The organism is Flavobacterium sp. (genome assembly GCF_050696275.1).
GTDB lineage: Bacteria > Bacteroidota > Bacteroidia > Flavobacteriales > Flavobacteriaceae > Flavobacterium.
Genome location: NZ_JBOGUT010000001.1, coordinates 253277 through 279976, shown reverse-complemented (window position 1 = coordinate 279976; position 26700 = coordinate 253277). Strand labels below are relative to the sequence as shown.

Genomic DNA, 26700 nt, shown 5'->3' with positions numbered 1-26700 from the left:
TGTTTACTTCGAAACCCCGTTGTTGCTATAACAGCGGGGTTTCTTTTTTTCTTTGGAAGCACTCTCCAGCTGTCCGTTCTATCTTTTCCGGCCTGTCCCAGTCCGGAAAAGGATGCCACTTCCATCTGGGCTAGGCCCTGAATACATGATAATTATTTGATTAACGCAGTCAATTTAGCGGTAAGGCTTTTTCTGGAATACTGCTGCAATCCGACCGCGTGGACTTTCAGGTTTTTTTCAAGATACAATTCAAAATAAGACAATAGCACCTGTTTCAAGCGCTCTTTTTCATCATAAGTAAAGAAAACACCTGTATTTGTCGATGTAATGATTTCAGCAAAATCAGAAGCTGTGGGGCCAATCGCAATAATGGGTCTTTCGGAAACCATATATTCAAACAGTTTTCCTGGAATAATACTTTTTGTCTCCTCAGAATCAATTTCAATTAACAATAAAACTTGTGATTTTCGTTGGTGTTCAATCGCTTCCTTATGGGAAATATATCCCAGATTATCACAATGATTCTCCAAATTATATCCGGATATCGAGTCTAAAATTTCCTGACTCACCTTCCCTATTAGTTTCAGCTGGAAATGATTCGCAAACAATTCATTTTCCAAAATAAGTTCCCGCAACGATTCCCATAAAATTTTCGGATTTCTGTCTGATAAAAAAGAACCAATATGTGCCAACGTAAATTTTTCGTCCAAAGGCTGTTTTTCTACATTTTCCACATCGTATCCGTTAGTAATCACTTCAATCGGTTTTGAAGTAATCGCTTGAAATTCTGTCTTTGTAGTATTACTGGTTACAATAATAGTATCCGCATTAGAAAGTACCTTTCTTTCTAAAACTTTATGCTTTTTTTCGGCATAAGCAGATAATTTTAACGCAGAATGATAGCCAATAGTAGTCCATGGATCCCTAAAATCAGCAAACCATTTTATTGGCAATTCCTGCTTTAACTGCAACCCGATTAAATGTAAACTGTGCGGTGGTCCGGAAGTGATTATAGTATCAATTTCGTTTTCCAGAATGTATTTTTTCAAATAATGCACCGAAGGCTTTACCCATAAAAAACGGGCATCCGGAATAAAAATATTGCCCCGTACCCAAAGCAATGACTTCTGCAAAAACGTTTGTTTCTTTTGGTTGGGAATAATTCCGGAACTGATTCCTTTAGTGCTTTTTTTAGAAAAAAAGGAAGCCAATTGGTATGGTTCAACAATTTTCTTCTTAAGAATTACCGCCTTATCCGAAACCTCCTCCAGTAATCCTGTATCCACAATAGGATAGGTTGGATTTTCAGGAACATAGACTATCGGCTGAACACCAAAATCCGGTAAATACTTTACAAATTTTAGCCAGCGTTGCACTCCAGGACCTCCTGCAGGTGGCCAATAATAAGTGATGATTAAAACTTTTTTCATAGCGATTTACTCAAAACCAATCCGAACCAGGTTGCCATCAATCCTAAAAAAACACTCAAACTGATATATAAAAAAGCCATTATTATCTGATTACTCTGTAATAATTGTACATTTTCATTTGAAAACGTCGAGAAAGTCGTAAAACCACCACAAAATCCTGTAATCAAAAAGAATTTCAATTCTTGAGAAATTACATGGTGCTTTTCAAAATAACCAAAAAATAACCCAATTAATAAACAGCCCAAAATATTCGTCAAAAAGGTAGCATAGGGAAACGGCGACGATACATATTTATCCATAACCACGGAAGTCAGGTAACGTAAAACGCTTCCCAAACCTCCGCCTAATGCTATGTATAGTATCATTTTCAACTATGCTTCTTTATGTTTCTTTTTTTCCTGGTAAATCCCATAACCCAACAGGATCAGAATTCCGATAAAACTGATTAGAGAAATCGTACTTCCTGTTTTCACAACCTGTGGCTCAAATTTAAATTCGATAGTGTGCTTTCCAGCCGGGATTGCCAAACCACGCAAAGCATAATCCACTCTGTCGTGTTCCTGCAGTTTTCCGTCGATGTAAGCATTCCAGCCGTTTTTATAATACATTTCAGAAAAAACAGCATAACCATTATTAGCATTATTTGAAGTGTATTTTAATTCGTTTGGCTCGTATTGGTCTAAATGAATTGTTGCTGTGGAATCTTTTTTGAATCCATTAACAAGAAGCGATTTTGCATTGTTAGCACTACTCACTACTACTACATTTTTAGTGTCCAATTTGTCCAATGCTTTCATTTCTGCATCTGCATTCGCTACTCTTTTCACTTCTTTTACAAACCAAGCATTCCCATTGGCTCCTGTACTTTTTATTGTAATTTGTTCGCCTTTTTCATTGGTTTGGATTAGGTATTTCACATTCAGCATGTTCAGTACTTCCAAATTGTTTTTAGCAATCTGATAGTCAAATAATTCCTGCATACGTCTTGGTTTTACTGCACTGTAACCACCAATCGATTTATGGAAATAAGAAGCTCTTGGATCACTCATCGCATTTTGGGAAACTTCAAAAACACGATAATACGATTTGTCCTGTAAAATGGCCGTATCAAACGGAGCTTCCACAAAAGGCTCATCTACTTGGTGGGCACTTTCAAAACTGGAACTGTTCAGGTAATTTTTATCAATAAAAAACAAATCGGCAATCATTAAAATTCCGACAAGAATTATCGCAACTTTTTGGGAAATCGTATTTTTTATCGAAAACCACAACACTCCGAAAGCCGTTAATACAAAAAACACCGAACGTAACAAATCGCTGGTAAACATTGACTTTCTGTCTTCTTTTAAAGCATCTACAAATTGCGGTCCGTATTGTTCCAGTAAATAATTATCGCTTCCGCCGGCAAAACTGAAACTTCCTTTACATAAAAACAACAATGCAAATGTTCCGACACTCACCGCTCCTGCTTTCCATAGATTAGGCCATTTTTGATCGTTTTCCAATTTGAAAAAACGCTGCAATCCTATAATCGCCAGTACAGGCATACAAATTTCAAGTACAATCTGTATCGAAGAAACCGCTCTGAATTTGTCATACATTGGTACACAATTGATGAAGAAATCAGTCAGTATCGGGAAGTTTTTTCCCCAGGAAAGTAATAATGAAAACAATGCTCCTGCAAGAAACACATATTTTATTTTCCGTTTATCACAAAACAATGCTATAATGGCCAAAAAGAAAACAATAGCACCAATATAAGCCGGAGCCGCCACAATAGGTTGGTCTCCCCAGTAGGTTGGCAGTCCTTTTATGATCTCTTTTGCTTGGTCTTCCGGTACATTTTGCGATAAAACAAAGTTATACATCGCCGAATTTGTCCCTACATTTTCACTATTTGACCCTCCAAAAATTCGAGGAGAAATCAAATCGAAACTTTCCGCCAATCCATAACTGTATTCTGTAATATAATCGTAAGTCATCGAAGAATCCGACGTTTTTTTAGATCCGTCCGGATTAAATGTCAGTTCGCTTTTCCCACGTGTACTTTCTTTAGCATATTCTGAAGTAGCCATAATACCTGTGGCATTGGCACCTACCGCAAAAAGTCCTGCAATGGCAAACGTTCCAAAACTATACCATAACGGTTTGAATTCTTTATTTTTTATCGCTTTATAAACGAAGTAAACAGTTACAATCAGCAAGAACAGTAACAAATAATAGGTCATTTGGAAGTGATTGGCATTAATTTCCAATGCCGCTGCCAGCATGGTGAGCAATCCTCCAACTATATATCTCTTTTGGTAAACCAGCAAAACTCCGGCAATAACCAGAGGCATATAAGCAATCGCATGTGCTTTGGCATTATGCCCCACACCAAGAATTATGATAAGATACGTTGAAAAACCAAAAGCAATGGCTCCTATAAAAGCCTTTAACGGATTAATTTTTAATACCAAAAGCAATACATAAAAACCTAAGAAGTATAAAAACATATAATCTGCCGGACGTGGTAAAAACCGAATAACATTATCCAGCATTTTAATATAGTTGTGCGGATAATTAGCTCCTAACTGATAGGTTGGCATTCCACCGAAAGCACTGTTTGTCCAATACGGCTCCGTATGACTCTCTGCTCTGAAATCATTTTGTTCTTTCGCCATTGCAGTGTATTGCACAATGTCTGACTGAAGGATTTTTTTTCCTTGTAAAACAGGGTAAAAATAAATTAAAGATACTAGCACAAAGCCCAAAACAGCCAGCGCATGCGGATAAAAACGTTGCAGTTTGTTCATAAAAAGAATAATTGAATCAAATAAGGCGTGAAGATAGTTATTTCCGTTAAATCTAGGAAATCAAAATTAAGTATTAAAGAAACGCAGTGGTTTTATGACAAATGGGAAATCGGCAAAAGCCTGTCTTCTTTCAATTCAGAAACTTCAGTAGATCCGAATGTCGAAAAAACCAGTATTTACAAGGTATCAGATACCACATGCAATCTTTAAAATGCAAGAAAAACAGAAGAGACTGGCTACTCTACTTCTTCGTAATCGATATAATCGCCAACCTGCTTTGTAGGCTTTGGATTTTCAGTCTTAGAAGATTTGAAATCAGTAGTATTTCCAGCATTAAAAGGATTCTGGGTTTGTTGTTTATCGAAATTTTCCTGTGCCTTATTGACTATACTCTGCATTAGCATCGGCAAAAATATACGTGCCAGGAATTTGACAAGATAATAAAACCCTATCATGTAGATTATCGTTTTTAATAAACCTGAAAAAGAAGCTTCTTGCATTGTAATTTTTTTTCAAAAATAAGCATTATTGGTTTTTTGATTCTTAAAATAATAATAAAATATACTACATTTGATTTACACAAATCAAACTATTTTATGAAACTACTTAAATCTGCCATTGCAATAGGAATTTTATGTGCTTCAACCGCAAATTATGGTCAGTTTACAGATCAAATCAATTCCAACAGGCCTGGTAAGTCCATTGGCGGTTTTTCAGTTGGGAAAAATGTACTTCAAATAGAATCCGGTTTATATTATATCAACGAATCCCACAATTTATTGGATTATGATGCCAGAGGATTTGGCATGGAGCTTTCTGCCAGAGGAGGATTGTTTTTTGAGCAGTTGGAATTCAGTTTAGATGCTCAATTTCAAATGGATAAATACGAAACAGCATTAGCCAAAACCAACCGTAGCGGCTTAAGGCAAACCACTTTTGGAGCCAAATATCTTTTTTACGATCCTTTTTTCAAAAAGAAGGAAGAAAAACCGAATATCTACAGCTGGAAAGCGAATCACAAATTCAAATGGAAACAATTTATACCGGCATTATCAGGATACGCAGGTGTTAATTATGTAATGGATAACGATTACAACATTCCCGATGAAGCTACAATAAGTCCGAGGGTAATGATTATTGCACAAAATCATTTTGGAACAAAATGGGTAATGGTAACCAATATTATTGCTGATAAAATCGGTTCCAGCGCTTCCAGTTTCGGTTATGCCCTAACAATTACAAGAGGAATCAACGAAAAATGGTCTGCTTTTATCGAAAACAGAGGAATCAAAGGCGATTATTACTCCGACGGGATTTTGGCTTTGGGTGCTACCCATTTATTAAAAAGCAATCTTCAGGTAGATGCTTCTGTCAGTACCAATTTCAAAAATACACCTTCCATACTTTACGGAGGCATTGGATTTTCCTGGCGTTTTGATAAAAAACACAAAGACAAGGAAATCAAAGAAGGAAAAGAAGAAGGCGGTAAAAAAGACCCTAAGAAAGCTAAGACACAAGAAGAATTAGACAAAGAATTGGAAAAAGCCAACAAGGAAAAAGACAACAACAAAACAGATGTAGATCCTGAGGCCAAGCCGGAGAAAGAAACCAAAAGAAAACGATTAGACGAAGTCGAAGAAGAAAAATCAAATTAATATGATTGAAATTAAAGAGGCCAATACGCCTTCATTGCTTAAAGATTATGTAAAATTCCCTTTTTCATTATATAAAAACCATCCTTATTGGGTGCCGCCGTTAATACAGGATGAATTAGAAACATTCAGCAAATCGAAGAACCCGGCTTTCGAAAGTGCAGAAGCTCATTTTTACCTGGCTTACAAAGACAATAAGATTGTTGGCCGAATTGCCGCTATCATCAATTGGAATGAAGTCAACGACCAGCAAAAAAAGAAAGTGCGTTTTGGCTGGTGGGATGTTATCAATGATATTGAAGTTACCAAAGCCTTACTGGAAAAAGTATATGAGTTCGGCAAATCAAACAACATGGAATACGTAGAAGGCCCAATGGGTTTCTCCAATCTTGACAAAGTTGGCGTACTTACCGAAGGTTATGACGAAATCGGCTCTATGATTACCTGGTACAATTACCCTTATTACAAAGAGCATCTGGAAAAATTGGGGTATGTTAAAGAAAAAGAATACCTGGAAAACAAATTCCCTTTTTCGAATGTAAAACCGGAAACTTTCTATAAGGCACAGGAATTAATCAAGAAAAGATACGAACTCAAACCGTTGAACTTTACCAAGACCAAAGACATCATGCCTTATGTAGATCAGATGTTTGACCTGTTTAACCGTTCTTATGCCGAACTGTCGTCTTTTGTAGCCATTACAGATGTTCAGAAAGAGTATTTCAAGAATAAATACATCAGTTTTATCAATCCGGAGTATATTAAATTCATCGTGGATAAAAACGATAATCTAATTGCATTCGGAATTGTAATGCCAAGTTTTTCGCACGCATTACAGAAAGCCAAAGGCAGACTCTTCCCTTTCGGATTTTACCATCTGCTTCAGGCAAAAAAGAACAGCAAAGATGTACTGTCTTACTTAATTGGTGTTGACCCTGAGTATCAGAATAAAGGAGTTACAGCAGTCGTATTCAATGAATATTACAATACATTCACCCAGAAAGGAATTCGTGATTTTATCAGAACCCCTGAGCTGGAAGAAAATACAGCCATCCACAACATCTGGAAGCATTTTGACCAGGTTACCTTCAGAAGAAGAAGAACCTATAGAAAAGAGTTATAATCTTTTAGGAGTAAAACCATTTCAAAATAAAACCCCATTTCAATTGTATTTGAAATGGGGTTTTTTATTTATAAACTTCTGTTTTTACTTAAGAAACATCAACAGTTGTTTTTTCAGCAATTGCTTTATAAGTTCCGTTTACTAATTTCTCACGAATCGCTTCAAAAGCAGCCAACGTATCCTCAATATCTTTTATTGTGTGTGACGCCGTAGGAATCATTCTTAACAAGATAATACCTTTTGGAATCACAGGATATACTACAATAGAAAGGAAAATACCATAGTTTTCACGCAAGTCGTTCACCATTACCATAGCTTCCGGGATAGAACCCTCAAGATATACTGGTGTGATACAAGTATTGGTATCTCCGATATTGAATCCTTTTTCTTTCAATCCGTTTTGTAATGCATTTACGTTTACCCAAAGCTTGTCTTTTATTTCAGACGAGTTACGCAACAATTCCAAACGCTTCAACGAACCGATTGTCTGGATCATAGGCAACGCTTTAGCAAACATTTGTGAACGCAAGTTGTATTTCAGGTAATCAATAATATCCTGATCCGCTGCTACGAAAGCACCAATGTTAGCCATCGATTTTGCAAATGTCGAGAAATACACGTCAATTCCATCCTGACAGCCTTGCTCCTCACCCGCTCCGGCTCCTGTTTTACCAAGAGTACCAAAACCATGCGCGTCATCAACTAACAAACGGAAATTGTACTTTTCTTTCATCGCCACAATCTCTTTCAGCTTACCTTGCTGACCACGCATACCGAAAACACCTTCTGTAATGAATAAAATTCCTCCTCCGGTTTCCGTAGCCATTTTAGTAGCACGCTGAAGATTCTTCTCCATGCTTTCTAAATCATTGTGCTTGTAAGTAAAACGTTTTCCCATATGCAGACGAACACCGTCAATAATACACGCATGGGAATCCACATCATACACAATAATATCGTTTTTAGTCACCAAAGCATCAATGATAGACACCATTCCTTGGTAACCGAAATTCAATAAATAAGCGGCTTGTTTCATTACAAAAGCAGCCAATTCGTTTTCTAATTGCTCGTGGTAAGTCGTGTGACCTGACATCATACGGGCACCCATTGGGTAAGCCGCACCATATTGGATCGCTGCTTCCGTATCTGCTTTACGCACTTCCGGATGGTTCGCCAATCCTAAATAATCATTGATAGACCAGTTTAATATTTCTTTACCGTGAAAATGCATTCTCGGACCAAGATCTCCTTCCAGTTTTGGAAAAACATAATAGCCTTCTGCCTGTGAAGCCCATTTTCCTAACGGGCCTTTATTGTTTTGGATTCTTTCGAATAAATCTTTTACCATAATCAATTATGAGTTTTAAAACGTGGCAAAAGTAGCAATAAAATTATGTTTTTTATAATTTATTTTTGGGAGTTTCGCAAAACGGTACCAAAAAGGAAAGGAGTCATTTCCAGTGGGTTTTGCGCCGCGCTCTCCGCTATATCTTTTGTTCCTCTCGTTCCAAAAAACGAGATGCACAAAAGGATGCCGCTGCTATCGCTAACCCGGAAATACCTGCGTTGTTGCTTTCCCATTATTTCTTCCTACCTTTGGTTGAACTACTATCTTCAAAATATGGCAGACAATAAAAAAGAATTAAAATTAGCGGTACTCATTGATGCCGACAATGTCCCTTACAGCAATGTGAAAGGAATGATGGAGGAAATTGCCAAATTCGGGACACCCACCACCAAACGAATTTATGCAGATTGGACCAAACCCAATGCCTCCGGCTGGAAAAGCGTTTTATTGGAACACGCCATTACTCCTATCCAGCAATACAGCTACACCGTTGGGAAAAATTCTTCAGATTCCGCCATGATTATCGACGCTATGGATTTGCTCTATTCCGCAAAAGTAGACGGTTTCTGTATTGTGTCCAGTGACAGTGATTTTACACGCCTCGCCATCCGTTTACGGGAATCGGGCATGAAAGTCATCGGAATAGGCGAAAAGAAAACGCCCAATTCATTTATTGTGGCCTGCGACCGATTTGTGTATATTGAAGTATTGGACGGTGCTGTCAAGAAAAAAGCACCTAAACAAGTGGCAAACACAGTAACAAATCCAAAAAAACCAACAGAACCTGCACCAGCAGAAAAAGAAAGCACCACCAAAGTAGACCTGCAGACCATCGAACTCATCGAAGCAAGCATTGAAGCTATAGGTGATGATGACGGCTGGGCATTCCTTGGTGATGTGGGCAGTTTGATTGTAAAGAAAAAACCGGAATTTGATCCCCGGAATTATGGGTTTGCAAAATTAACCCCTATGATGAAGTCTCTAACAGATATTCTTGAAATCGACGAACGCGATTCCGACAAAAAAGGCATCAAGCACGTTTACGTAAGATTGCGCTTCAGCTAAAAACTTAAAAACAAAAAAGGAGGCCTTTTTACAGGCCTCCAATTATTATAATTCTGATTTATCAATGTCAGCCTCACAGCTAACGTATCAAACAATTTCCTCTTCTCAGATTGATTCTCCTCAAATAATGAATCAGAACTACACTTTAAATGTACAATTATTTTATATATACTAAATTAAAAATCAACATTTTAACTGTTTTTTAACGTCTCTTTTTATCCTTTTTACAACATACTGCTAATAAAAAGGAGGCCTTTCTACAGGCCTCCAATTATATAATTCTGATTTATCAATGTTAACCTCACAGCTAACGAATCAAACAATTTCCTCTTACTCAGATTGATTTTTCCTCAAAATGATTAATCAGAACTACACTTTAAATGTACAACATATATATTTATAATCACCTGAACAACAATGCTTTAACTTCAATTTAACATCTAATTCAAGCTATACTGTTTCTAATTGCAGAAGCTTACGCTTCATATATAGTCAAGGTATCCCCAACAAATTCTCCCCACTTCAATATACCATCTACAAACCAGCAGGTCTTGTATACCATTCCTTTCCCAAATCCCTCTGTTATGGTCATTTTAGGCCCTCCCGACTTCAAAATAACAATGTCCCCAACTTTAAATACACTCATAATAATGCCATTTAAATAATTAGTATCTCACATAATCATATCAATATTAGAATACTGACCACTGCCGGATCAGCATTGTGTCAGGTTTTCATAAATTAATGCTTCTTCATCTCTGAAATAATTCTTTCCGTTCTTCTGTCGTTATACATCCTGTCTAAAGCAGTGACTGCCCAGATAAAAGCAGGAATCCAGCCAATAAGCGTTAGCTGTAATATCAGACAAATAAAACCTGACAGCAATTTCCCTTGAAAAACCAAGGAAAGCCAGGGAAAGAAAAAAGCAATTACATATCTCATAAAATATAATTATTATTTATCGTTCTTTTTTGGCGGATTCGGTGAGTTTCCCACTCTTGAAACATTGCCTTTAACCACTATCTTTCTGCCAATTGCAGCATTTGTAGGTGGTTTTGGATTTTCATCTGCCTTTTCCGGTTTCTTTTCTTCATTCATAATAGAGGTACTTAATGATTAGTAATTTCGTATAATTTATATAATTATTTCTTTTATTTTCTTGTCATTATTGCTTTATCATTATGGAAAGCCCTCCTCTGATTTAACTTGCTTCTCAAAACTTCTTACCTTTTAAATTTAAGCATTTTACTCCTAATCCATATCTTCAGATAACTATACCCAAACGTACCCAATTTCCCTAACTCATACAATACTCTATTTTAATGATATTTACATCTAACTAATATTAGTTAGATTACACTATAACAATCTATAAACCAATACAAAACACAACCATTAATTTCAGGCTTTATTTTCTTCTGACAGCAAATCCCAATCTTTTGTTAATTCAACTTCTTTTGTAAACTACCCGACACTTTGCTTCGTAAATAGAATATAACTTTGTAATAGAAAACAACGGAATACAAACTAAAAACACAATAACATGAAAAGAATACCCACCGTTTACCTCGCTATTTCTCTCTCCATATCCTGTATGCTGACAGCTTGCGGACAATCAAAAGAGAAACAGGTACCCACAGAAGCTAATGCTAAAACAAAAACAGCCATGAATAAAAACCCGTATTATTCGCACACCAGTACCGAAAAACTCAACCTCACTGACGCCGAATGGAAGAAAATCCTTCCCGAAGACGTATACGAAGTCTCCAGACATGCAGACACCGAAGCCGCTTTCACCGGAAAATACTGGAATTACACCGGAACAGGAACGTATTACTGCGCAGCCTGTGGCAACACCTTATTCCGTTCCGATGCAAAGTTTGCCAGCTCCTGCGGATGGCCGAGCTTCTTTGAACAGACCAGCAAAACCAGCGTAGTTTTCAAAAATGACAACTCTTATGGCATGGTTCGTGTCGAAGCCCTATGCGGACGTTGTGGCGGTCACCTCGGACACTTATTTGATGATGGCCCGGAACCTACCGGAAAAAGATATTGTATGAACTCGATTGCCTTAGATTTTGAACCCGATGAAAAATAAACCAACAATGAAAAAAACAGCTCTGATTGCCCTATTTGTAACATTCGGCAGCTTTGCCCAAAACACAAAGCAAAAGGATACAAAACAAGTAAATACAGAAACGGTAACGTTAGGAGGCGGTTGTTTCTGGTGTGTCGAAGCGGTATACGAAAACCTCGATGGAGTAGTAAGTGTCGTATCCGGCTATTCCGGCGGAGACATTGCTAATCCTACTTACGAGGAAGTTTCCCGGGGCGATACCGGCTTTGCAGAAGCCGTACAGATTACCTACGATACATCCAAAACAAACCTGGACGAAATACTCGAAGTGTTCTTCACCGTACATGATCCTACAACCAAAAACCGTCAGGGCCACGATATCGGGTCACAATACCGTTCCGTAATATTCTATAAAAACGCACAGCAGAAAAAAACGGCACAGGATATTATCGCTCAGCTGAATAAAGCCAAGGCCTATGACAGTCCCATACAAACGACTTTAGAGTCTTTCAAAACATTTTACAAAGCCGAAAGCTACCATCAGAATTATTACGAAAACAACAAGTACCAAGGCTATTGCCAGATGGTCATCCAGCCCAAATTAGAGAAATTCGAAAAAGTATTCAAAGACCGCTTAAAAAAGAAAAAATAATCATAAGCCCTGCTCCAACAGGGCTTTTTTTATTGCCAATCTTTCGGTTTCTCTCCTCAAAACTTCCTGGTATTTCCTCAAAAAATTGGAGATCGACTCTCTTTTCTGATTAACGACAAAAGAACATCACATTATAATAATTTCGTCCATCATTTTAGCATCCAATTAAAACATAAACTACTGGTTAGTAATTGATAAAAAAACAGCATAGTAAACAGTAGATTTTTGAGTTATTTACATTATTATATATAAGATTTTTTTGACTAATATTGTATAAAAATGTTTATTAATAGTTCAACATTTCAGAGTATAAGATATTATAAAATGGGAATAACAAATCTATTTCAACCCAGCAGACTGCAAAAAGAAATAGGGCTCTTTAACACTTTTATGGCCAACAAATTAAGAATGCTATCAAAATTTCTCACATTGCTTTTAGTAGCAATTACATTTTACAGCTGCGAGAAAAACGATGAAGAATTATCTTCTCACGATAGACACCAAGTAAAGGAGTATACGTTTAATGAGATCATTAAACAACCAAAATTTAATAAAGCATATAACTCATTTACTAGTAAATTAAATAGGCATAAAACTGTTAAAAATCGAAATGCTCCAGTTAACGATACTGGTTTTGCAATAGATTCAACAACAATTAAGGAAATTACGGTTGGTGATATCACCACTTATACAATGGGGATAATCAGACCTCAAGACACTGAGGGTTATTTTGAAAATCTAATCGTTAAAGTAACTGAAACTGATTCAATAACTGCTTATATCACCCAATACTTTCCTAATAAAGAGGCTATTTATAACACACAACATCATTCTTTTAGCTTTGATGGCATCGTTAAAACTAAAGAAATTATTTTTGATTCCTCCATTTTTGAAACACAAGATGATGATGCTGTAATGTGTTCTTCAGCTTGGATGTGTGATTATGGCGGGTCAATACATAGTGCAGGCGGGAATTGTACTCAAACATTTTTGGTGACTTTTTGCAGTGGTAATAGTAGCGGAGGCAGTGGAGGTACGGGTACAGGAAGTACAGGAGGAACAGGAGGAGTAAACACTAATACTGGAGGCAGTCCAATATATACTTCCATAGTATACATGACAGAGGAAGAGGCTATGATCAAATACAATGCTTTTTACAACTTGTTATCCTCCCAACAAAAACAATGGCTGACGGCAAACCCTGATGCGGCACAAGAAATATCCAATTATTTGTGGCTTACTAATTTTGCAGGAAGCAAAAAAGCTTTTGCAAAAGACGCTATGAATTTAGCAATTGAAGAAAATAATCAGGCCGATGGAAAAAATCTTTTAAAGATTTCTTTAATTGTTGAAAGAGGTGAGTATACTACATATTCCCTTGATGCAAATTTTCTTAACAGAATAGACGCTTATGTCGATTTGGATTTATCAAATCAAGATATACATGACCCAATCATAACACAACTAATAATAAAATACCATGTCTTTAAATCTGTATATCCAGACTGGAGCAAAGCAAAATTAATCAAAGAAACTTTTAAGGATTTAGAACATATAGTACTTGATCTTTTTGGATTGGCTCCGGTCATTGGAGAACCTGCTGATTTAATAAGCGGAGTCATTTACAGTCTTGAAGGAGACCATTTAAATGCAGCGCTAAGTTATGCCAGTGCTATTCCAATTGCAGGATGGGTGGGTACTGGTACGAAATTTGGGCTTAAAGTATCAAATACTCTCCCTACTGTTTATTCAATAGCAACAAAAATAAAATTAACTTGGAAAGTAAAAGATGGAATTATTACATTTGGTCAACATTCTCAATTGAGAAAAGTTTTGGGAATGGGCTCATATACACTTGACACGAGACAAGCTCATCATATTATTCCTTGGGGGAAAAGTGCTCATCCGGCAATACAGAAAGCTGCAAAATCCGGTAATGCTTTCCACATGAACGAAGCTTTAAATGGAATACCTTTGAGTTCAGTGGTTATTCATAATGGAAGCCATCCTCATTATGATAGTTTAGTTCAAGGATATTTAGATGATATACCAGCAAATGCTACACCTCAACAAGCTTATAATTCAGTTGTAGATTTAATAGATTTGATAAGAACAACTATTCAAAATAATCCTGGAATTTCAATAAACCAGCTAGATTTTTAAATTATGACTTTCTTTAGCATTAATAACTCATTAAATAAATCGATACTCGGACATTATCCACAAGTCAAAGAAATTATTTATCATTGCGATGTTTGGGATGAACCAAGATTTGTTGAAAGAGTTCATTTTAATAAAATTGATTTTGAACCAATTACTGCCAATGCTGTATTATATGCAAGATCAAAACCAACTGATCTTATAAGCGTTGTTGGAATGGGATTCACATTGAAATTATTAGTAAGTACCAAATTGAAAGAAATTTTAGAAAGAAATAGGAATACAGGATTACAGTTTTTCAAAGCCCCAATTATCCATAATGAGCAATCAATAGACGATTATTGGATACTAAACTTTTTTGAAAAAAGCATGGAAGCAATTAATTATGAACTATCCGATATTTACATCACTCATAACTCCATCCGAAAAATTGAAAAACTGGAATTAAAATCATACAATGAATTTTTAAAAGCAAAAGATAATATTGATAAAGAAGGCTACCCCAAAGGCATCTTAATTGAGAAATTTAAAATTAAAGGAAATATCCATACAGATTTTCTTCTGTTAACTGATGTTAAAGGAGGAGCAAAATACATTGTTTCTGAAAACCTAAAACAAGAAATTGAAGATGCAAATTGCACTGGTATCGAATTTCAACCAGTTGAATTATCAATTAATGAATGGCTTCAAGGAGGCGAAAGAGAAAAAATATATGGCAAATCTTAAAATAACAATACTCTCCATACTGCTTACTGTTTCATGTATGGCACAAAATAAAGCAATTGTCCCTCAATCCGGGACAATTGTTTTTAGTTGCAAAATGGATATTACAGATCTGGTATTATTCAACCAATCCAAAAAGGACTTTAAAAAAGAGTTCTTAAAAGACATGAAAGAAACCCTTATCATAGAGCGCAGATTTGCTGGGATTCCTGTGGACACCCTTAAAGTAAGCCAGTTCATAAAGTCAAATGAAGTTGCTTTTTCGCAATTATTCGACAGTTCCACCATGGATGATGATAATGTAAAATTTTGCTTGCAATATCAGGACACAATGGTAAAAAAGTATAAGATTAAGAATGATTTTGAAGAAGAAGTCCTAAATATTAATGCAAAAACAAGAATGTTTGAACATGATTTTACCGAGCAGCTTTTCGACTATTCCGAAAACAATATCAAAGAAGTAAAAGAATACAGAAAATCAACTAAAAAAATTAACGGGTACAAATGCTTCAAAATTATTTATACCTTCTCCGAACCTGATTTATCTGAATACAGCTCTCTAATGAGCTCTTACACCAATACTCGCGAAATGTGGGTTACTGATAAAATTAAGTCCGATTTCCATCCCATTATCAATGACCGGGAAATTATAATGCAATACTATCCTTTGGAAATACTCGAATATTCAGATATGGTAAAAGGAGTAAAGAAGATTTACAAGCTGGAGTCTATTAATATCCCTAAGATTTAACATTGGAATCCCCACAATCCACTTCCACAATCCATTAAGAACACACTCCCCACTTCATCCCTCCTATAAAACCCCATAGATATAGCACTCTTAATAGCACTGTTAAGCACATTAAAACCCATATCCCACTCTAATCTAACAGCAGAATACAAGGAGGAAAAATAATATATTTGTATTCCATAACATTTAACCCCTTTTTATGCAACTCGTTTTCGCCTCCAACAATAAAAACAAAATCAAGGAAATACAGCAATTGATTCCCCAAACCATTCAAATTTTAAGTTTGGAAGACATCGGCTGTTTTATCGATATCCCCGAAACTGCAGATACCATTGAAGGCAACGCCATCCTTAAAGCCGATTATGTGACCCAAAACTACGGTTATCCTTGCTTTGCAGACGACAGCGGATTGGAAATTGATGCCCTAAACGGAGAACCCGGAGTTTATTCGGCCCGTTATGCAGGTTCCCATCGAAGTGACAATGACAACATCGATAGAGTACTTCAAAAATTACAACACGAAACCAATCGTAAAGCAAACTTCAAAACAGTCATTTGTCTCAACCAAGACGGAAAACAGTACCTTTTTACCGGAATTGTGAACGGGACAATCCTAAAAGAGAAAATAGGAGATCAGGGATTTGGCTATGACCCCATTTTTAAAGCAGAAGGGTTTTCAGAAACATTTGCACAACTTTCTTTGGAGAAGAAAGCAGAAATAAGCCATAGAGGTATTGCTGTAAGACAACTTATCGAATTCCTCAGCAGCAAATAAATTTCATAACTTAATGGAAATAATCATTTTATAGATTTGTTAAGACTATCACAAAAACACAACTGCTTAACAATCAATTACTAACAAATTAGTTTATCTCGTTTATAAACACTACTTTTGCACCCAATTTAAAATATTATATGAACAAATTTGAACAATTAGGATTGAGTGAGTCGCTACAACGTGCGATTATCGATCTAGGATTTGAGAATCCGACCGAAGTACAGGAAAAAGCGATTCCAATGCTATTGGAACAAGACACAGATTTAGTTGCGTTGGCTCAGACAGGGACAGGGAAAACGGCAGCTTTTGGTTTTCCGCTGATTCAAAAAATTGATGCTGACAATAGAAATACACAGGCGTTAATTTTATCACCTACCCGCGAACTATGTTTGCAAATTACAAACGAAATCAAGAACTACTCTAAATACGAAAAAGGTATTAATGTAGTTGCCGTTTATGGAGGTGCCAGTATTACAGAACAAGCAAGGGACATTAAAAGAGGCGCACAGATTATTGTGGCTACTCCAGGTAGAATGCAGGACATGATTAACAGAGGATTGGTAAACATTACTCAGATTAATTATTGCGTCCTTGACGAGGCAGACGAAATGTTAAACATGGGATTCTATGAAGACATTGTAAACATCTTATCGACTACTCCAGACGAAAAAAGCACATGGTTATTCTCGGCTACTATGCCACAGGAAGTTGCCCGAATTGCAAAACAATTCATGCACGATCCGTTAGAGATTACCGTAGGGGCTAAAAACTCAGGTTCAGCAACGGTTTCCCACGAATTTTACTTAGTAAATGCCCGTGACCGTTACGAAGCTTTAAAGCGTTTAGCAGATGCTAATCCTGATATTTTCTCTGTTGTTTTTTGTAGAACAAAACGTGATACACAAGCAGTTGCTGAGAAATTAATCGAAGATGGCTACAGTGCTGCTGCTTTGCATGGTGATTTATCACAAGCACAGCGTGATGGCGTAATGAAATCGTTCCGTGGCCGTCAAATCCAAATGCTTGTTGCTACTGACGTTGCAGCTCGTGGAATTGACGTTGACAACGTAACACACGTAGTAAACTACCAGTTACCTGACGAAATAGAAACGTACAACCACCGTTCAGGACGTACAGGACGTGCAGGTAAATTAGGTACTTCTATTGTAATTGTAACAAAAAGTGAATTACGTAAGATTTCTTCTATCGAAAGAATCATCAAGCAGAAGTTTGAAGAGAAAACAATTCCATCAGGGATAGAAATCTGTGAAATCCAATTATTGCATTTAGCTAACAAAATTAAGGATACTGAAGTAGATCACGAAATTGACAACTATTTACCGGCAATTAACCAAGTTTTAGATGGTTTATCTAAAGAAGAGTTAATCAAGAAAATGGTATCAGTAGAATTTAACCGTTTTATTGCTTACTACAAGAAAAACAGAGACATCTCTAATCAATCTTCAGGTTCAGACAGACGTGAGCGTGATGACAGAGAGCCAAGAGATAATAATGGTGGCGCAGTACGTTACTTCGTAAACATCGGTTCAAGAGACAATTTCGATTGGATGCAATTGAAAGATTTCTTAAAAGAAACACTAGACTTAGGACGTGATGATGTATTTAAAGTAGATGTTAAAGAAGGTTTCTCTTTCTTCAACACAGATGCTGAACATACAGACAAAGTAATGGCTACGCTTAATGATTTAACATTGGAAGGCCGTAGAATTAATGTAGAGATCTCTAAAAACGATGGCGGCGGACGCAGAGACCATAACGGAAGAAATTCTGGTGGTTCTTTTGGCGGAGGAAGAAGCTCAGGCGGTTTTAGAGGTGAAAGAAGTTCTGCTCCAAGAAGCGGTGGTTTCGGACCAAGACGTGAAGGTGGTTTCTCAGGCAGTGCGCCAAGAGAAGGCGGTTTTGCAAGAGGTTCAGCTCCAAGAGGTGAGTCTTCTGAAAGAGCTCCAAGAAATGAAAGACGTTCTGACAGTGCACCGCGTCGTTCTGAGTCCGGTTCTGAATCAAGACCTAAAAGACCAAGAAGAAGTTAACACTTATTGTTAATTTTCTTATAATAATACTGTAAACTGCAAAATATCTCGTAATGAATAATTACATTAGCCCAACAAATTTGAGCATGAGATATTTTGCAGTTTCTTTTTTATTACTATTATCGTTTTCTGCCTTTTCGCAGCAAACAACCGTTCGTGGTACCATCGTAAATGACAATACTTTATTGCCTTTATGGAACATCAACATCGTAAATATTAACTTAGTTAAAGGTGCGATTACCGATGCCAAAGGTAATTTTGAAATCCAGGCCAATGTAAACGATGTCCTTCTTATTTCCAGTTTGGGCTTCCAGTCTATTGAAATTAAAGTGACCAACGACTGGATTAAAAACAAAACATCCCGTATTCATCTTACTGAGAAAGCCTATGCGCTTGAAGAAGTAGTGATTCCTCCCTACGACTTAACAGGCTATCTGGAAGTAGATTCCAAGCTAATTCCTGAAAAAGAAAACTACTGGTATAGCATTTCAGGTTTATCCAAAAGATACGAAGGTGGTGAAAACTCCCCTAATGCTTTCTCTAGAGTTGTTGGTTCTTTATTCAATCCGGCAGATATGCTGTACAATTTCTTTGGTAAAAAACCGAAAGAGCTTCGTAAATTGAAAGAATTAAGAAAAGACGACAAGCTAATTGCCTTATTACAAACCAAATACGACCGCGAAACTATTTACTTGCTTTTAGGTATTGATAAAAAAGATTTGGCAGAAATTTTGGAGCGTTGCAGTTATTCTGAAACCTTTTCACAAACAGCTAACGACTTACAGATATTGGAAGCTATTAGCGGTTGTTATGAAGAATATAAGATTCTGAAAAAGAAGTAACCGAAACAAATTTGTGATTTCCCGTCATTTTTTTAATCCTACTAAGAGAGAATACGCTTTGAAAAATATGCAGAAGATAATTAAGATTCCTTTGGAAGGTAAATAAAACGTCTTTATAGCGTCTTTTCGGCATAATAACGGGCTTCAATCCGTTTGATATCCTTGATCGAATTTTTAGCCCAGGCTAGACGTTTATCAAGGATTTCTTCTTCTGACAGTTGCCAATCCACTTCCGATTTACGCAGTCTTTCCGTCAGGTTTTGTAAAATGATTGCTGCCGAAACAGAAATATTCAGACTCTCCGTAAAACCTACCATAGGAATTTTCAGAAAACCATCTGCCTGCTCCAAAACTTCTTCAGAAAGCCCATCTCTTTCTGTACCAAAAAACAAAGCACTGGGTTTCGAAACATCAAAATCTTCCATCAAACAGTCATTTTCGTGCGGAGTCGTGGCAATTATCTGATACCCTTTTGCTTTCAGAGATGCTATACATTCGGAAACCGTTTCGTGTTTTTTTATATCAACCCATTTTTGGGCACCCATCGCAATTTCTTTGTCTATGCTTTTACCGAATTTCTGTTCTATCACATTCAATTCCTGCACACCAAAAACCTCGCAGCTGCGCATCACGGCACTGGTGTTATGCAATTGAAAAACATCTTCGATAGCAACCGTAAAATGATGTGTTCTATTTTGAAGTACTTTTAAAAATTTTTCTTTCCTGTTGTCAGTCAATATATTTTCCAGAAAAGCCAGATAATCCAAATCCACCATTATTCAATTAATTTTTGGTAAATTTAAAAACTATTTTGATTAAAAAAATGAAAAAGAAACTGGTAATACTCTCCGGAGCAGGAATAAGTGCCGAAAGTGGTATTAAAACGTTTCGGGATTCAGATGGTCTTTGGGAAGGTCATGATATTATGGAAGTTGCTTCACCTATTGGTTGGGCAAAAAACCCTGAATTGGTTCTTGACTTTTACAACAAGCGACGGGCACAGCTTTTGGAAGTTTATCCTAACCAAGCCCATCACCTTTTAGCCGAACTCGAAAATGAATTCGAAGTTTCGATTATCACCCAAAATGTAGACGATTTGCACGAAAGATCTGGAAGCAACCATGTATTGCATCTTCATGGTGAATTATTAAAAGTACGCAGTATCGCTGACGAAAATCACATTCTCGATTGGAAAACCGATTTAAATTGGGGCGATCTTGACAAAAAAGGTCACCAGTTGCGCCCGCATATTGTTTGGTTCGGAGAAGATGTCCCGGAAATTGAAAATGCCATTACAATAGTTGAGCAGGCCGATATTATTATCGTAATTGGTACTTCCATGCAAGTGTATCCTGCAGCAGGTTTGATTAATTATGCCAATCAGAATATTCCTATTTACTATATTGACCCAAAACCTGCCACCATTTATGATTTACCCAATCCGCTTCAGATTATTCCAATGACTGCAAGTGAGGGCATGTTATTTGTAAAATCAAGGTTATGACAGAAACAGCAATAGTATTATTCTATCTGTAAAATTAAAATGCCGCTTCTAACTTTTCTGTTTTAACTTTTTCCTAATCACCCAAAAAAACTATCTTTGCACCTTTCAAAACAACACACACTACCATGCAATTAACTGAACTGAATGCTATATCACCTATTGACGGTCGCTATAGAAATAAAACGGTTTCCTTATCACCTTATTTTTCTGAAGAAGCTTTAATCAAATACCGGGTTTTGGTGGAAGTCGAATATTTTATTGCGCTTTGCGAATTACCGTTACCACAATTGACCGGAATAGATAAAAGCCAATATGGAGCATTGCGTAATATCTATGAAAATTTCTCTACAGAAGATGCGCTTACTATTAAAGAAACCGAAAAAACAACCAATCACGACGTAAAAGCAGTAGAATATTTTATCAAAGCTGCTTTCGACAAGTTAGGATTGGAACAATACAAAGAATTCATCCACTTCGGATTGACTTCGCAAGACATCAACAACACAGCGATTCCGCTTTCAACTAAAGAAGCTTTCGAAAAAGTATATTTACCAAGCTTAATCAGTGTCGTTTCTAAATTAAAAGATTTAAGCATCGAATGGAAGGATGTTCCTATGTTAGCACGTACACATGGGCAGCCAGCTTCTCCAACCCGTTTAGGAAAAGAAATTCAGGTTTTCGTGGAACGTTTGGAAGAACAAATGCGTTTGTTGTTTAATGTGCCGTTTGCAGCTAAATTCGGAGGTGCAACCGGAAATTACAATGCGCATGTTGTAGCCTATCCAAAAAACGACTGGAGAAAATTCGGAAATGATTTTGTAGAAGGAACTTTAGGTTTACACCACTCTTTTCCAACAACACAAATTGAACATTACGACCATTTTGCTGCCTTTTTTGATGCATTAAAACGAATCAACAATATTCTGATTGATTTAGACCGAGATATTTGGACATACGTTTCCATGGAATATTTCAAACAGAAAATCAAAGCCGGTGAAATAGGTTCTTCAGCCATGCCACACAAAGTAAATCCAATCGATTTTGAAAATTCGGAAGGTAATTTAGGTATTGCCAATGCTATTTTTGAGCATTTATCAGCTAAATTGCCTGTATCAAGACTACAACGTGATTTGACAGACAGTACTGTTTTACGTAATATCGGAGTACCAATGGGCCACACGCTTATTGCTTTTGAAGCTACTTTGAAAGGATTGAACAAATTGCTTTTAAACGAAGAAAAATTCGCCGAAGATTTAGAAAAAAACTGGGCGGTCGTAGCCGAAGCCATTCAAACGATTCTACGTCGTGAAGGATATCCAAATCCATACGAAGCTTTAAAAGATTTGACCAGGACTAATTCAGTAATGAACAAAGAATCGATTCATAATTTCATTGGAACATTAAATGTTTCGGAGGACATTAAAACAGAATTATTAAAAATCACTCCAAGCAATTATTTGGGTATTTAATCTCACTTATACACTTAAAGATAGTCCTGCTAAAATTATTTTAGCAGGACTATCTTTTTACTATCAATATGAATTATTTTATATTATTTTTGTCAAAATTTTCAACAAAAAAAACCCATACATGAAAAAAATTACACTACTGTTTCTTATTGTCAGCTCTATTTCTTTTGGGCAAAATTTTGTACTAGACCCTACTTTTAACCCTTCTGACACAGGAATTTACACTGAAGAAATTGGTACAAAAGGTGTTTTTTTGGACAATGGAAAAATACTTACTGGACAAGGTTTCGGAATGAGTCCAAGTATTTTCCGCCTGAACAATGATGGTAGTGTTGATAATACTTTCCCACAGTTAATGATTGATTATTATATTGATCGCTTTTTTGCAGATAAAGCATTGGGTAATTTTATTACAACCAGCCACAGTTATGATACTAACAATGAAATCGCTTTAAGAAGTTATAATGCCAATGGTGGTTTAATAAATTCCTTTACAAGTCCAATATTCAAAAAAACAAATAATACTCAAGGCTCCATAACTAAAATTGTTTTTTTAAATGATGGTAAATTTTTGGTCCTTGGTAATTTTAATCTTGTCAATGGAATTTCTTATAACAATATAGTAAGACTTAATGCCAACGGATCTATAGATTCAACATTCAATGTAGGAACAGGTTTCAACGGGTACACAACTGCATGTGCAATTCAATCTGATGGAAAATATGTCATAGGAGGCGCTTTTTTAAGCTATAATGGCACCACAAAAGCAAGAGTTGCACGCATCGGCAGCAATGGAGTTCTAGATACTACTTTTAATGTAAATACAGTAACTAACCAGTTTGGTATTTCCTACGGATATGATCCCGATGGTCCAATAAATGATATTGTAGTTCAACCTAACGGAAAAATACTGACTTCAGGAGCCAACTTATATGCAAACGGCAGTGTTGTTAAAAGATCTATTGTTAGATTAAATTCTAATGGAACGACAGATTCTACCTTCTATATGGGTCATTATACCGAATATTTTCCAGGCAAAATCCTTTATGCGCCAGATGGAAGTATCTATTTTCATGATTACAGAAGAATTCTAAAATGTACTAATACCGGTAGCCCAGTGTATACATTTAACGATGCAAATACTGAAGGAGGGAGAGAATGGGATGAGTATTCTGATATAAGTTATCAAAATAACAAGATTATGGTGGTTGGAAATTATAAAAGCACAGTTGGAAATACAAGAATGGGTTACCACAGATTAAATACAAATGGCTCTTTAGACCTTACTTTCAATCCAAGTTTTGGAGTAAACAGCCGTTATTTTGACTACCCCAATGAAGCAATGTATTCAAGTCTTTTACCGGATAATAAAATTTTACTTTATGGTTCTTCTGCCTATAAATTCTCAACCTATAACGATGTTCCTGTAAAAAGTATAATCAGACTTACTCAAAATGGAGAACTTGATCCAGGTTTTAATCTTAGTTCTTCCGTAAGCAGTTCGATGATCTTTCAATCCTACTGGTCAGAAAACCCAGTGCAAGCCAAGAAAAATTATGACGGCACATTATATATAAAAGGAGATTTTCCAGGTACCCGCATCCTAAAATTAAATTATGATGGTTCCGTTGATGCTAATTTCCATTTCTATAATCAGGTCTATACTTTTAAAATAACAAACGACAATAAAATTATAGCTTCCGGCGGGTCAGATATTTTTAAAAACGGCTCATACTTTAAACTGGTTCGATTCAATCCCGATAACACTGTGGACAATACATTTACTTCTCCAACATTTACACACATGCCTATAAATATAGAATTATTGGATGATAGTAAAATACTGGTTTCTTTTGGAGATGAAACAGCCTTTACAATTAATGTAGGTGCTCCCCACATTGTTAGATTAAACCAAAACGGATCTCTTGACAATACATTCAATTTCTACACTACCAGTGAAATATTCAGAGCTAAAACTATCAATGGAAAAACGTATGTTTCGGGTATAGGAAGTTTCAATAGTTCTTTTTTAGGCAAATGCAATAGCGATGGAACGCTAGATACTTCTTTTACACAAATTCCAACAGGCTATTATAGTACAATATATGCTTCTCTTTCTAATGGTAGAACTGTTACAACGACTAATCTGGCAGGTCAGAATAATTCATTACTTTATAGGGTTAATAATGCTAACGGAATCCAAACAGCAACCTTTTCAGCTCCTGGAGTTACCACTCTGGTATCCCAAAGTTGTGAAAATATAATTCTTTGTGGAAATTTTCATGAAGTAAATGGTACTAATAAAAATAATCTTTACAGATTGACCGTTCCTGGCTCTTCAATTATTCCAACACCTGAGGCTGAACTAAACCAATTGTTTACATCAGGACAAACTTTATCGGATCTTGTTATAAACGGTCAAAATATCCAATGGTACACTGCCCAAAACGAATGTGCTAATAATGATTTAGGAAGAAATCCTAATGAAGTATACAGCTTACTTCCCGGTTCAACACTTCTGGTAGATGGCACCACCTATTATGCCTCGCAAGCCATCAACGGAATCGAAAGCAACCATAGGATGCCAGTTACCGTACATCAAAATTTAGGAGTAAACGAATTCTCTTTGGCTGACTTAAAAGTATATCCAAACCCTGTTAAAAACAACCTGACTGTCTCAAATTCTTCTGTAATAGACAAAGTGGAGTTATATACCCTTTTTGGTCAAAAAATAATGGAAAAAAGCTTTTCAATTGGTGAGGTTAATTTGGATTTTTCTAATTACACTAAAGGAATGTACCTGTTGAAAATATTTTCAGAAGGGAAAAATGAAACCTGCAAAATCATCAGGGAATAATAAAATCAAATAGGATCGAGCATTTAATCCTAGCTAACATATTGATTATAAGTCCTGTAAAAAATAATTTTTACAGGACTTAATTTTTACGATTAATATGAATTATTTTGTGTTACTTTTGTAAAATTTTTCTGCAAAAAAGAACTCAGACATTGTCGATGAAAATCAGACTGAGCATAATTTTGAGTATTCAATCTCACACATACTAGCTGTAGTAGTCCCGTTAAAAATCATTTTAACGGGATTTCTTATTTGTGCTAATTTTCTTATCTTAGCATAAATCCCGACTTATGAATACCGTCATAGAAAACAAAAAAAAGCGTTTCCGTAAGATAACGGCTTCTGTACTAATATTGCTCGCATCGTTAGTGCTGGTAGTTTTTCTCTTATTTAAAATAAGCCCATGGCCTTCTGCATTACTAATCAGGAAAGCTTTCAACAAAGAAGCGGTAAAAGTAAATACCGCTTTAAAAAAATATACCCCTGAAAATATCCAGACTATCTCAAATTTTGTCTATGACCCCAATGACCCCGATGCCCTGCTCGATATTTATTATCCGACAGATACTCCAAAAGGTAAAAAATGGCCCGTAATTGTATGGATTCATGGAGGAGGATGGGTTTCCGGAAACAAATCACTGACAAGCAATTATTACAAAATACTGGCAAGTAAAGGATTTGCAGTTGTCTCCATCGATTATACTTTGGCACCGGAAAAACAATATCCTACTCCAGTAAAACAAAGCATGAAAGCATTGGAATACCTTTCTGAAAATCAAAATCAGTTTCCAATTGACACTTTCAATTTCATATTAGCAGGAGATTCAGGAGGAGCTCATATAGCCGCTCAGACCGCAAATATTATCTGCAATACGGATTACGCTGAACTAATCAAAATAAGTCCGTCTCTGCAGCCTAATCAATTAACCGCACTCTTAGTATACTGCGGGCCATACAACACCCAAAATATCAACCTTAAAGGAACGTTTGGAGAATTCTTAAAAACAGTATTGTGGTCCTACAGTGGTTATAAAGATTTTACAGAAAGCCCTGATTTTGCTACCGCCAATATCATTGCTCATATTACAAAAAACTTTCCTCCTGCATTTATTTCGGTTGGAAACAATGATCCTCTCCAATCGCATTCTTACGAATTGGCATCCAAATTAAAATCGGATGGTGTTAGCACTAAAACCTTATTCTTCAATAAAAACCATATTCCAAAATTAAATCATGAATACCAATTCAATTTAGATTTGGATGCATCCAAAAAAGCCCTCGACGAATCTATTGTTTTCTTATTGGAAACCGTACAATTGAAAATGAATACTAAAAACACCATTAGTAATACCTCAGTAAGTAACAAATAGGCATCTGCCATGCATTTTAAATCAAAAAAAATAAAAAAAGCGCGGTAATTAGT

The 26700-nt window shown here is 36.2% G+C and carries 24 protein-coding genes; 15 read left to right on the top strand and 9 right to left on the bottom strand.

The window, feature by feature from the left end; all coding sequences use genetic code 11:
• Positions 1–152 precede the first annotated feature (152 nt).
• The 4 genes from ACRDEC_RS01210 to ACRDEC_RS01195 all read right to left on the bottom strand — a co-directional run bounded on the left by ACRDEC_RS01210 (position 153) and on the right by ACRDEC_RS01195 (position 4725).
• Positions 153–1436, bottom strand: coding sequence for a glycosyltransferase family 4 protein (locus ACRDEC_RS01210; protein ID WP_431496544.1), 1284 nt, complete (start codon positions 1434–1436; stop codon positions 153–155).
• Positions 1427–1795, bottom strand: coding sequence for a fluoride efflux transporter CrcB (gene crcB, locus ACRDEC_RS01205; protein WP_431496508.1), 369 nt, complete (start codon positions 1793–1795; stop codon positions 1427–1429). Before crcB ends, ACRDEC_RS01210 begins: the two co-directional genes overlap by 10 nt.
• A 6-nt stretch (positions 1796–1801) precedes the next feature.
• Positions 1802–4225, bottom strand: a complete 2424-nt coding sequence (locus ACRDEC_RS01200; protein WP_431496507.1) for a YfhO family protein — start codon at positions 4223–4225, stop codon at positions 1802–1804.
• 236 nt (positions 4226–4461) lie between these two features.
• Positions 4462–4725: a DUF4834 domain-containing protein gene (locus tag ACRDEC_RS01195; RefSeq protein WP_431496506.1), complete on the bottom strand. Its 264-nt coding sequence runs from the start codon at positions 4723–4725 to the stop codon at positions 4462–4464.
• A 96-nt stretch (positions 4726–4821) separates the two neighbouring features.
• Here ACRDEC_RS01195 and ACRDEC_RS01190 point away from each other — a divergent pair, with 96 nt between their 5' ends.
• Positions 4822–5880 carry a transporter gene (locus tag ACRDEC_RS01190; protein WP_431496505.1) on the top strand — a complete coding sequence of 353 codons (1059 nt, stop codon included), beginning with the start codon at positions 4822–4824 and terminating at the stop codon, positions 5878–5880.
• Between the two features lies 1 nt (position 5881).
• Positions 5882–7000 (top strand): GTP cyclohydrolase, encoded by a 1119-nt coding sequence (locus ACRDEC_RS01185; RefSeq protein WP_431496504.1) that lies wholly within the window; start codon positions 5882–5884, stop codon positions 6998–7000.
• Positions 7001–7088: 88 nt separating this feature from the next.
• Here the strand turns inward: ACRDEC_RS01185 and ACRDEC_RS01180 are convergent, their stop codons facing one another.
• Entirely contained in the window at positions 7089–8348 is a 1260-nt protein-coding gene (locus tag ACRDEC_RS01180) for an aminotransferase class I/II-fold pyridoxal phosphate-dependent enzyme (protein ID WP_431496503.1), read from the bottom strand.
• A 273-nt stretch (positions 8349–8621) separates the two neighbouring features.
• Here ACRDEC_RS01180 and ACRDEC_RS01175 point away from each other — a divergent pair, with 273 nt between their 5' ends.
• Positions 8622–9413 (top strand): NYN domain-containing protein, encoded by a 792-nt coding sequence (locus ACRDEC_RS01175; protein WP_431496502.1) that lies wholly within the window; start codon positions 8622–8624, stop codon positions 9411–9413.
• Between the two features lie 475 nt (positions 9414–9888).
• Here the strand turns inward: ACRDEC_RS01175 and ACRDEC_RS01170 are convergent, their stop codons facing one another.
• The 3 genes from ACRDEC_RS01170 to ACRDEC_RS01160 form a co-directional block, all read right to left on the bottom strand.
• On the bottom strand, positions 9889–10059 hold the full coding sequence (locus tag ACRDEC_RS01170; RefSeq protein WP_431496501.1) for a YodC family protein: 171 nt from the start codon (positions 10057–10059) through the stop codon (positions 9889–9891).
• 95 nt (positions 10060–10154) lie between these two features.
• Positions 10155–10355: a YqaE/Pmp3 family membrane protein gene (locus tag ACRDEC_RS01165; RefSeq protein ID WP_431496500.1), complete on the bottom strand. Its 201-nt coding sequence runs from the start codon at positions 10353–10355 to the stop codon at positions 10155–10157.
• A gap of 12 nt (positions 10356–10367) precedes the next feature.
• On the bottom strand, positions 10368–10511 hold the full coding sequence (locus ACRDEC_RS01160; protein ID WP_431496499.1) for a hypothetical protein: 144 nt from the start codon (positions 10509–10511) through the stop codon (positions 10368–10370).
• Positions 10512–10956: 445 nt separating this feature from the next.
• Here ACRDEC_RS01160 and msrB point away from each other — a divergent pair, with 445 nt between their 5' ends.
• The 8 genes from msrB to ACRDEC_RS01120 all read left to right on the top strand — a co-directional run bounded on the left by msrB (position 10957) and on the right by ACRDEC_RS01120 (position 19447).
• Entirely contained in the window at positions 10957–11511 is a 555-nt protein-coding gene (gene msrB / locus ACRDEC_RS01155; protein ID WP_431496498.1) for a peptide-methionine (R)-S-oxide reductase MsrB, read from the top strand.
• A gap of 7 nt (positions 11512–11518) precedes the next feature.
• Complete coding sequence (msrA, locus tag ACRDEC_RS01150; RefSeq protein WP_431496497.1) at positions 11519–12142, top strand: peptide-methionine (S)-S-oxide reductase MsrA; 624 nt, start codon at positions 11519–11521, stop codon at positions 12140–12142.
• A 324-nt stretch (positions 12143–12466) separates the two neighbouring features.
• Positions 12467–14305 carry an AHH domain-containing protein gene (locus ACRDEC_RS01145; protein ID WP_431496496.1) on the top strand — a complete coding sequence of 613 codons (1839 nt, stop codon included), beginning with the start codon at positions 12467–12469 and terminating at the stop codon, positions 14303–14305.
• A 3-nt stretch (positions 14306–14308) separates the two neighbouring features.
• A complete protein-coding gene (locus ACRDEC_RS01140; protein WP_431496495.1) occupies positions 14309–15028 on the top strand; it encodes an imm11 family protein in 720 nt (239 codons plus the stop codon).
• On the top strand, positions 15015–15776 hold the full coding sequence (locus ACRDEC_RS01135; protein ID WP_431496494.1) for a hypothetical protein: 762 nt from the start codon (positions 15015–15017) through the stop codon (positions 15774–15776). The genes ACRDEC_RS01140 and ACRDEC_RS01135 overlap by 14 nt, the downstream gene beginning before the upstream one ends.
• A 199-nt stretch (positions 15777–15975) precedes the next feature.
• Positions 15976–16551: a non-canonical purine NTP diphosphatase gene (locus ACRDEC_RS01130; protein WP_431496493.1), complete on the top strand. Its 576-nt coding sequence runs from the start codon at positions 15976–15978 to the stop codon at positions 16549–16551.
• Between the two features lie 140 nt (positions 16552–16691).
• Positions 16692–18605 (top strand): DEAD/DEAH box helicase, encoded by a 1914-nt coding sequence (locus tag ACRDEC_RS01125; protein ID WP_431496492.1) that lies wholly within the window; start codon positions 16692–16694, stop codon positions 18603–18605.
• An 86-nt stretch (positions 18606–18691) separates the two neighbouring features.
• Positions 18692–19447, top strand: a complete 756-nt coding sequence (locus tag ACRDEC_RS01120; RefSeq protein ID WP_431496543.1) for a carboxypeptidase-like regulatory domain-containing protein — start codon at positions 18692–18694, stop codon at positions 19445–19447.
• 113 nt (positions 19448–19560) lie between these two features.
• Here the strand turns inward: ACRDEC_RS01120 and ACRDEC_RS01115 are convergent, their stop codons facing one another.
• On the bottom strand, positions 19561–20223 hold the full coding sequence (locus ACRDEC_RS01115; protein ID WP_431496491.1) for a TrmH family RNA methyltransferase: 663 nt from the start codon (positions 20221–20223) through the stop codon (positions 19561–19563).
• 47 nt (positions 20224–20270) lie between these two features.
• Between ACRDEC_RS01115 and ACRDEC_RS01110 the strand changes: the two genes are divergently transcribed.
• The 4 genes from ACRDEC_RS01110 (at position 20271) to ACRDEC_RS01095 (ending at position 26647) form a co-directional block, all read left to right on the top strand.
• Positions 20271–20951, top strand: a complete 681-nt coding sequence (locus ACRDEC_RS01110; RefSeq protein ID WP_431496490.1) for an SIR2 family NAD-dependent protein deacylase — start codon at positions 20271–20273, stop codon at positions 20949–20951.
• A gap of 125 nt (positions 20952–21076) precedes the next feature.
• Positions 21077–22420 (top strand): adenylosuccinate lyase, encoded by a 1344-nt coding sequence (gene purB / locus ACRDEC_RS01105; RefSeq protein ID WP_431496489.1) that lies wholly within the window; start codon positions 21077–21079, stop codon positions 22418–22420.
• Positions 22421–22541: 121 nt separating this feature from the next.
• Positions 22542–25277 carry a T9SS type A sorting domain-containing protein gene (locus ACRDEC_RS01100; protein WP_431496488.1) on the top strand — a complete coding sequence of 912 codons (2736 nt, stop codon included), beginning with the start codon at positions 22542–22544 and terminating at the stop codon, positions 25275–25277.
• 290 nt (positions 25278–25567) lie between these two features.
• Positions 25568–26647, top strand: a complete 1080-nt coding sequence (locus tag ACRDEC_RS01095) for an alpha/beta hydrolase (RefSeq protein WP_431496487.1) — start codon at positions 25568–25570, stop codon at positions 26645–26647.
• Positions 26648–26700 lie beyond the last annotated feature (53 nt).

What these genes read in the sequence shown, in the direction of transcription:
- ACRDEC_RS01130 (WP_431496493.1), top strand. Translation starts at nt 15,976, where the DNA reads ATGCAACTCGTTTTCGCCTCCAACAATAAAAACAAAATCAAGGAAATA.
- ACRDEC_RS01115 (WP_431496491.1), bottom strand. Translation starts at nt 20,223, where the DNA reads ATGGTGGATTTGGATTATCTGGCTTTTCTGGAAAATATATTGACTGAC.
- ACRDEC_RS01095 (WP_431496487.1), top strand. Translation starts at nt 25,568, where the DNA reads ATGAATACCGTCATAGAAAACAAAAAAAAGCGTTTCCGTAAGATAACG.
- ACRDEC_RS01180 (WP_431496503.1), bottom strand. Translation starts at nt 8,348, where the DNA reads ATGGTAAAAGATTTATTCGAAAGAATCCAAAACAATAAAGGCCCGTTA.
- ACRDEC_RS01165 (WP_431496500.1), bottom strand. Translation starts at nt 10,355, where the DNA reads ATGAGATATGTAATTGCTTTTTTCTTTCCCTGGCTTTCCTTGGTTTTT.
- ACRDEC_RS01135 (WP_431496494.1), top strand. Translation starts at nt 15,015, where the DNA reads ATGGCAAATCTTAAAATAACAATACTCTCCATACTGCTTACTGTTTCA.
- ACRDEC_RS01125 (WP_431496492.1), top strand. Translation starts at nt 16,692, where the DNA reads ATGAACAAATTTGAACAATTAGGATTGAGTGAGTCGCTACAACGTGCG.
- ACRDEC_RS01175 (WP_431496502.1), top strand. Translation starts at nt 8,622, where the DNA reads ATGGCAGACAATAAAAAAGAATTAAAATTAGCGGTACTCATTGATGCC.
- ACRDEC_RS01120 (WP_431496543.1), top strand. Translation starts at nt 18,692, where the DNA reads ATGAGATATTTTGCAGTTTCTTTTTTATTACTATTATCGTTTTCTGCC.
- ACRDEC_RS01190 (WP_431496505.1), top strand. Translation starts at nt 4,822, where the DNA reads ATGAAACTACTTAAATCTGCCATTGCAATAGGAATTTTATGTGCTTCA.
- ACRDEC_RS01140 (WP_431496495.1), top strand. Translation starts at nt 14,309, where the DNA reads ATGACTTTCTTTAGCATTAATAACTCATTAAATAAATCGATACTCGGA.
- ACRDEC_RS01170 (WP_431496501.1), bottom strand. Translation starts at nt 10,059, where the DNA reads ATGAGTGTATTTAAAGTTGGGGACATTGTTATTTTGAAGTCGGGAGGG.
- ACRDEC_RS01110 (WP_431496490.1), top strand. Translation starts at nt 20,271, where the DNA reads ATGAAAAAGAAACTGGTAATACTCTCCGGAGCAGGAATAAGTGCCGAA.
- ACRDEC_RS01200 (WP_431496507.1), bottom strand. Translation starts at nt 4,225, where the DNA reads ATGAACAAACTGCAACGTTTTTATCCGCATGCGCTGGCTGTTTTGGGC.
- purB (WP_431496489.1), top strand. Translation starts at nt 21,077, where the DNA reads ATGCAATTAACTGAACTGAATGCTATATCACCTATTGACGGTCGCTAT.
- ACRDEC_RS01195 (WP_431496506.1), bottom strand. Translation starts at nt 4,725, where the DNA reads ATGCAAGAAGCTTCTTTTTCAGGTTTATTAAAAACGATAATCTACATG.
- crcB (WP_431496508.1), bottom strand. Translation starts at nt 1,795, where the DNA reads ATGATACTATACATAGCATTAGGCGGAGGTTTGGGAAGCGTTTTACGT.
- ACRDEC_RS01145 (WP_431496496.1), top strand. Translation starts at nt 12,467, where the DNA reads ATGGGAATAACAAATCTATTTCAACCCAGCAGACTGCAAAAAGAAATA.
- ACRDEC_RS01185 (WP_431496504.1), top strand. Translation starts at nt 5,882, where the DNA reads ATGATTGAAATTAAAGAGGCCAATACGCCTTCATTGCTTAAAGATTAT.
- ACRDEC_RS01100 (WP_431496488.1), top strand. Translation starts at nt 22,542, where the DNA reads ATGAAAAAAATTACACTACTGTTTCTTATTGTCAGCTCTATTTCTTTT.
- msrB (WP_431496498.1), top strand. Translation starts at nt 10,957, where the DNA reads ATGAAAAGAATACCCACCGTTTACCTCGCTATTTCTCTCTCCATATCC.
- msrA (WP_431496497.1), top strand. Translation starts at nt 11,519, where the DNA reads ATGAAAAAAACAGCTCTGATTGCCCTATTTGTAACATTCGGCAGCTTT.
- ACRDEC_RS01160 (WP_431496499.1), bottom strand. Translation starts at nt 10,511, where the DNA reads ATGAATGAAGAAAAGAAACCGGAAAAGGCAGATGAAAATCCAAAACCA.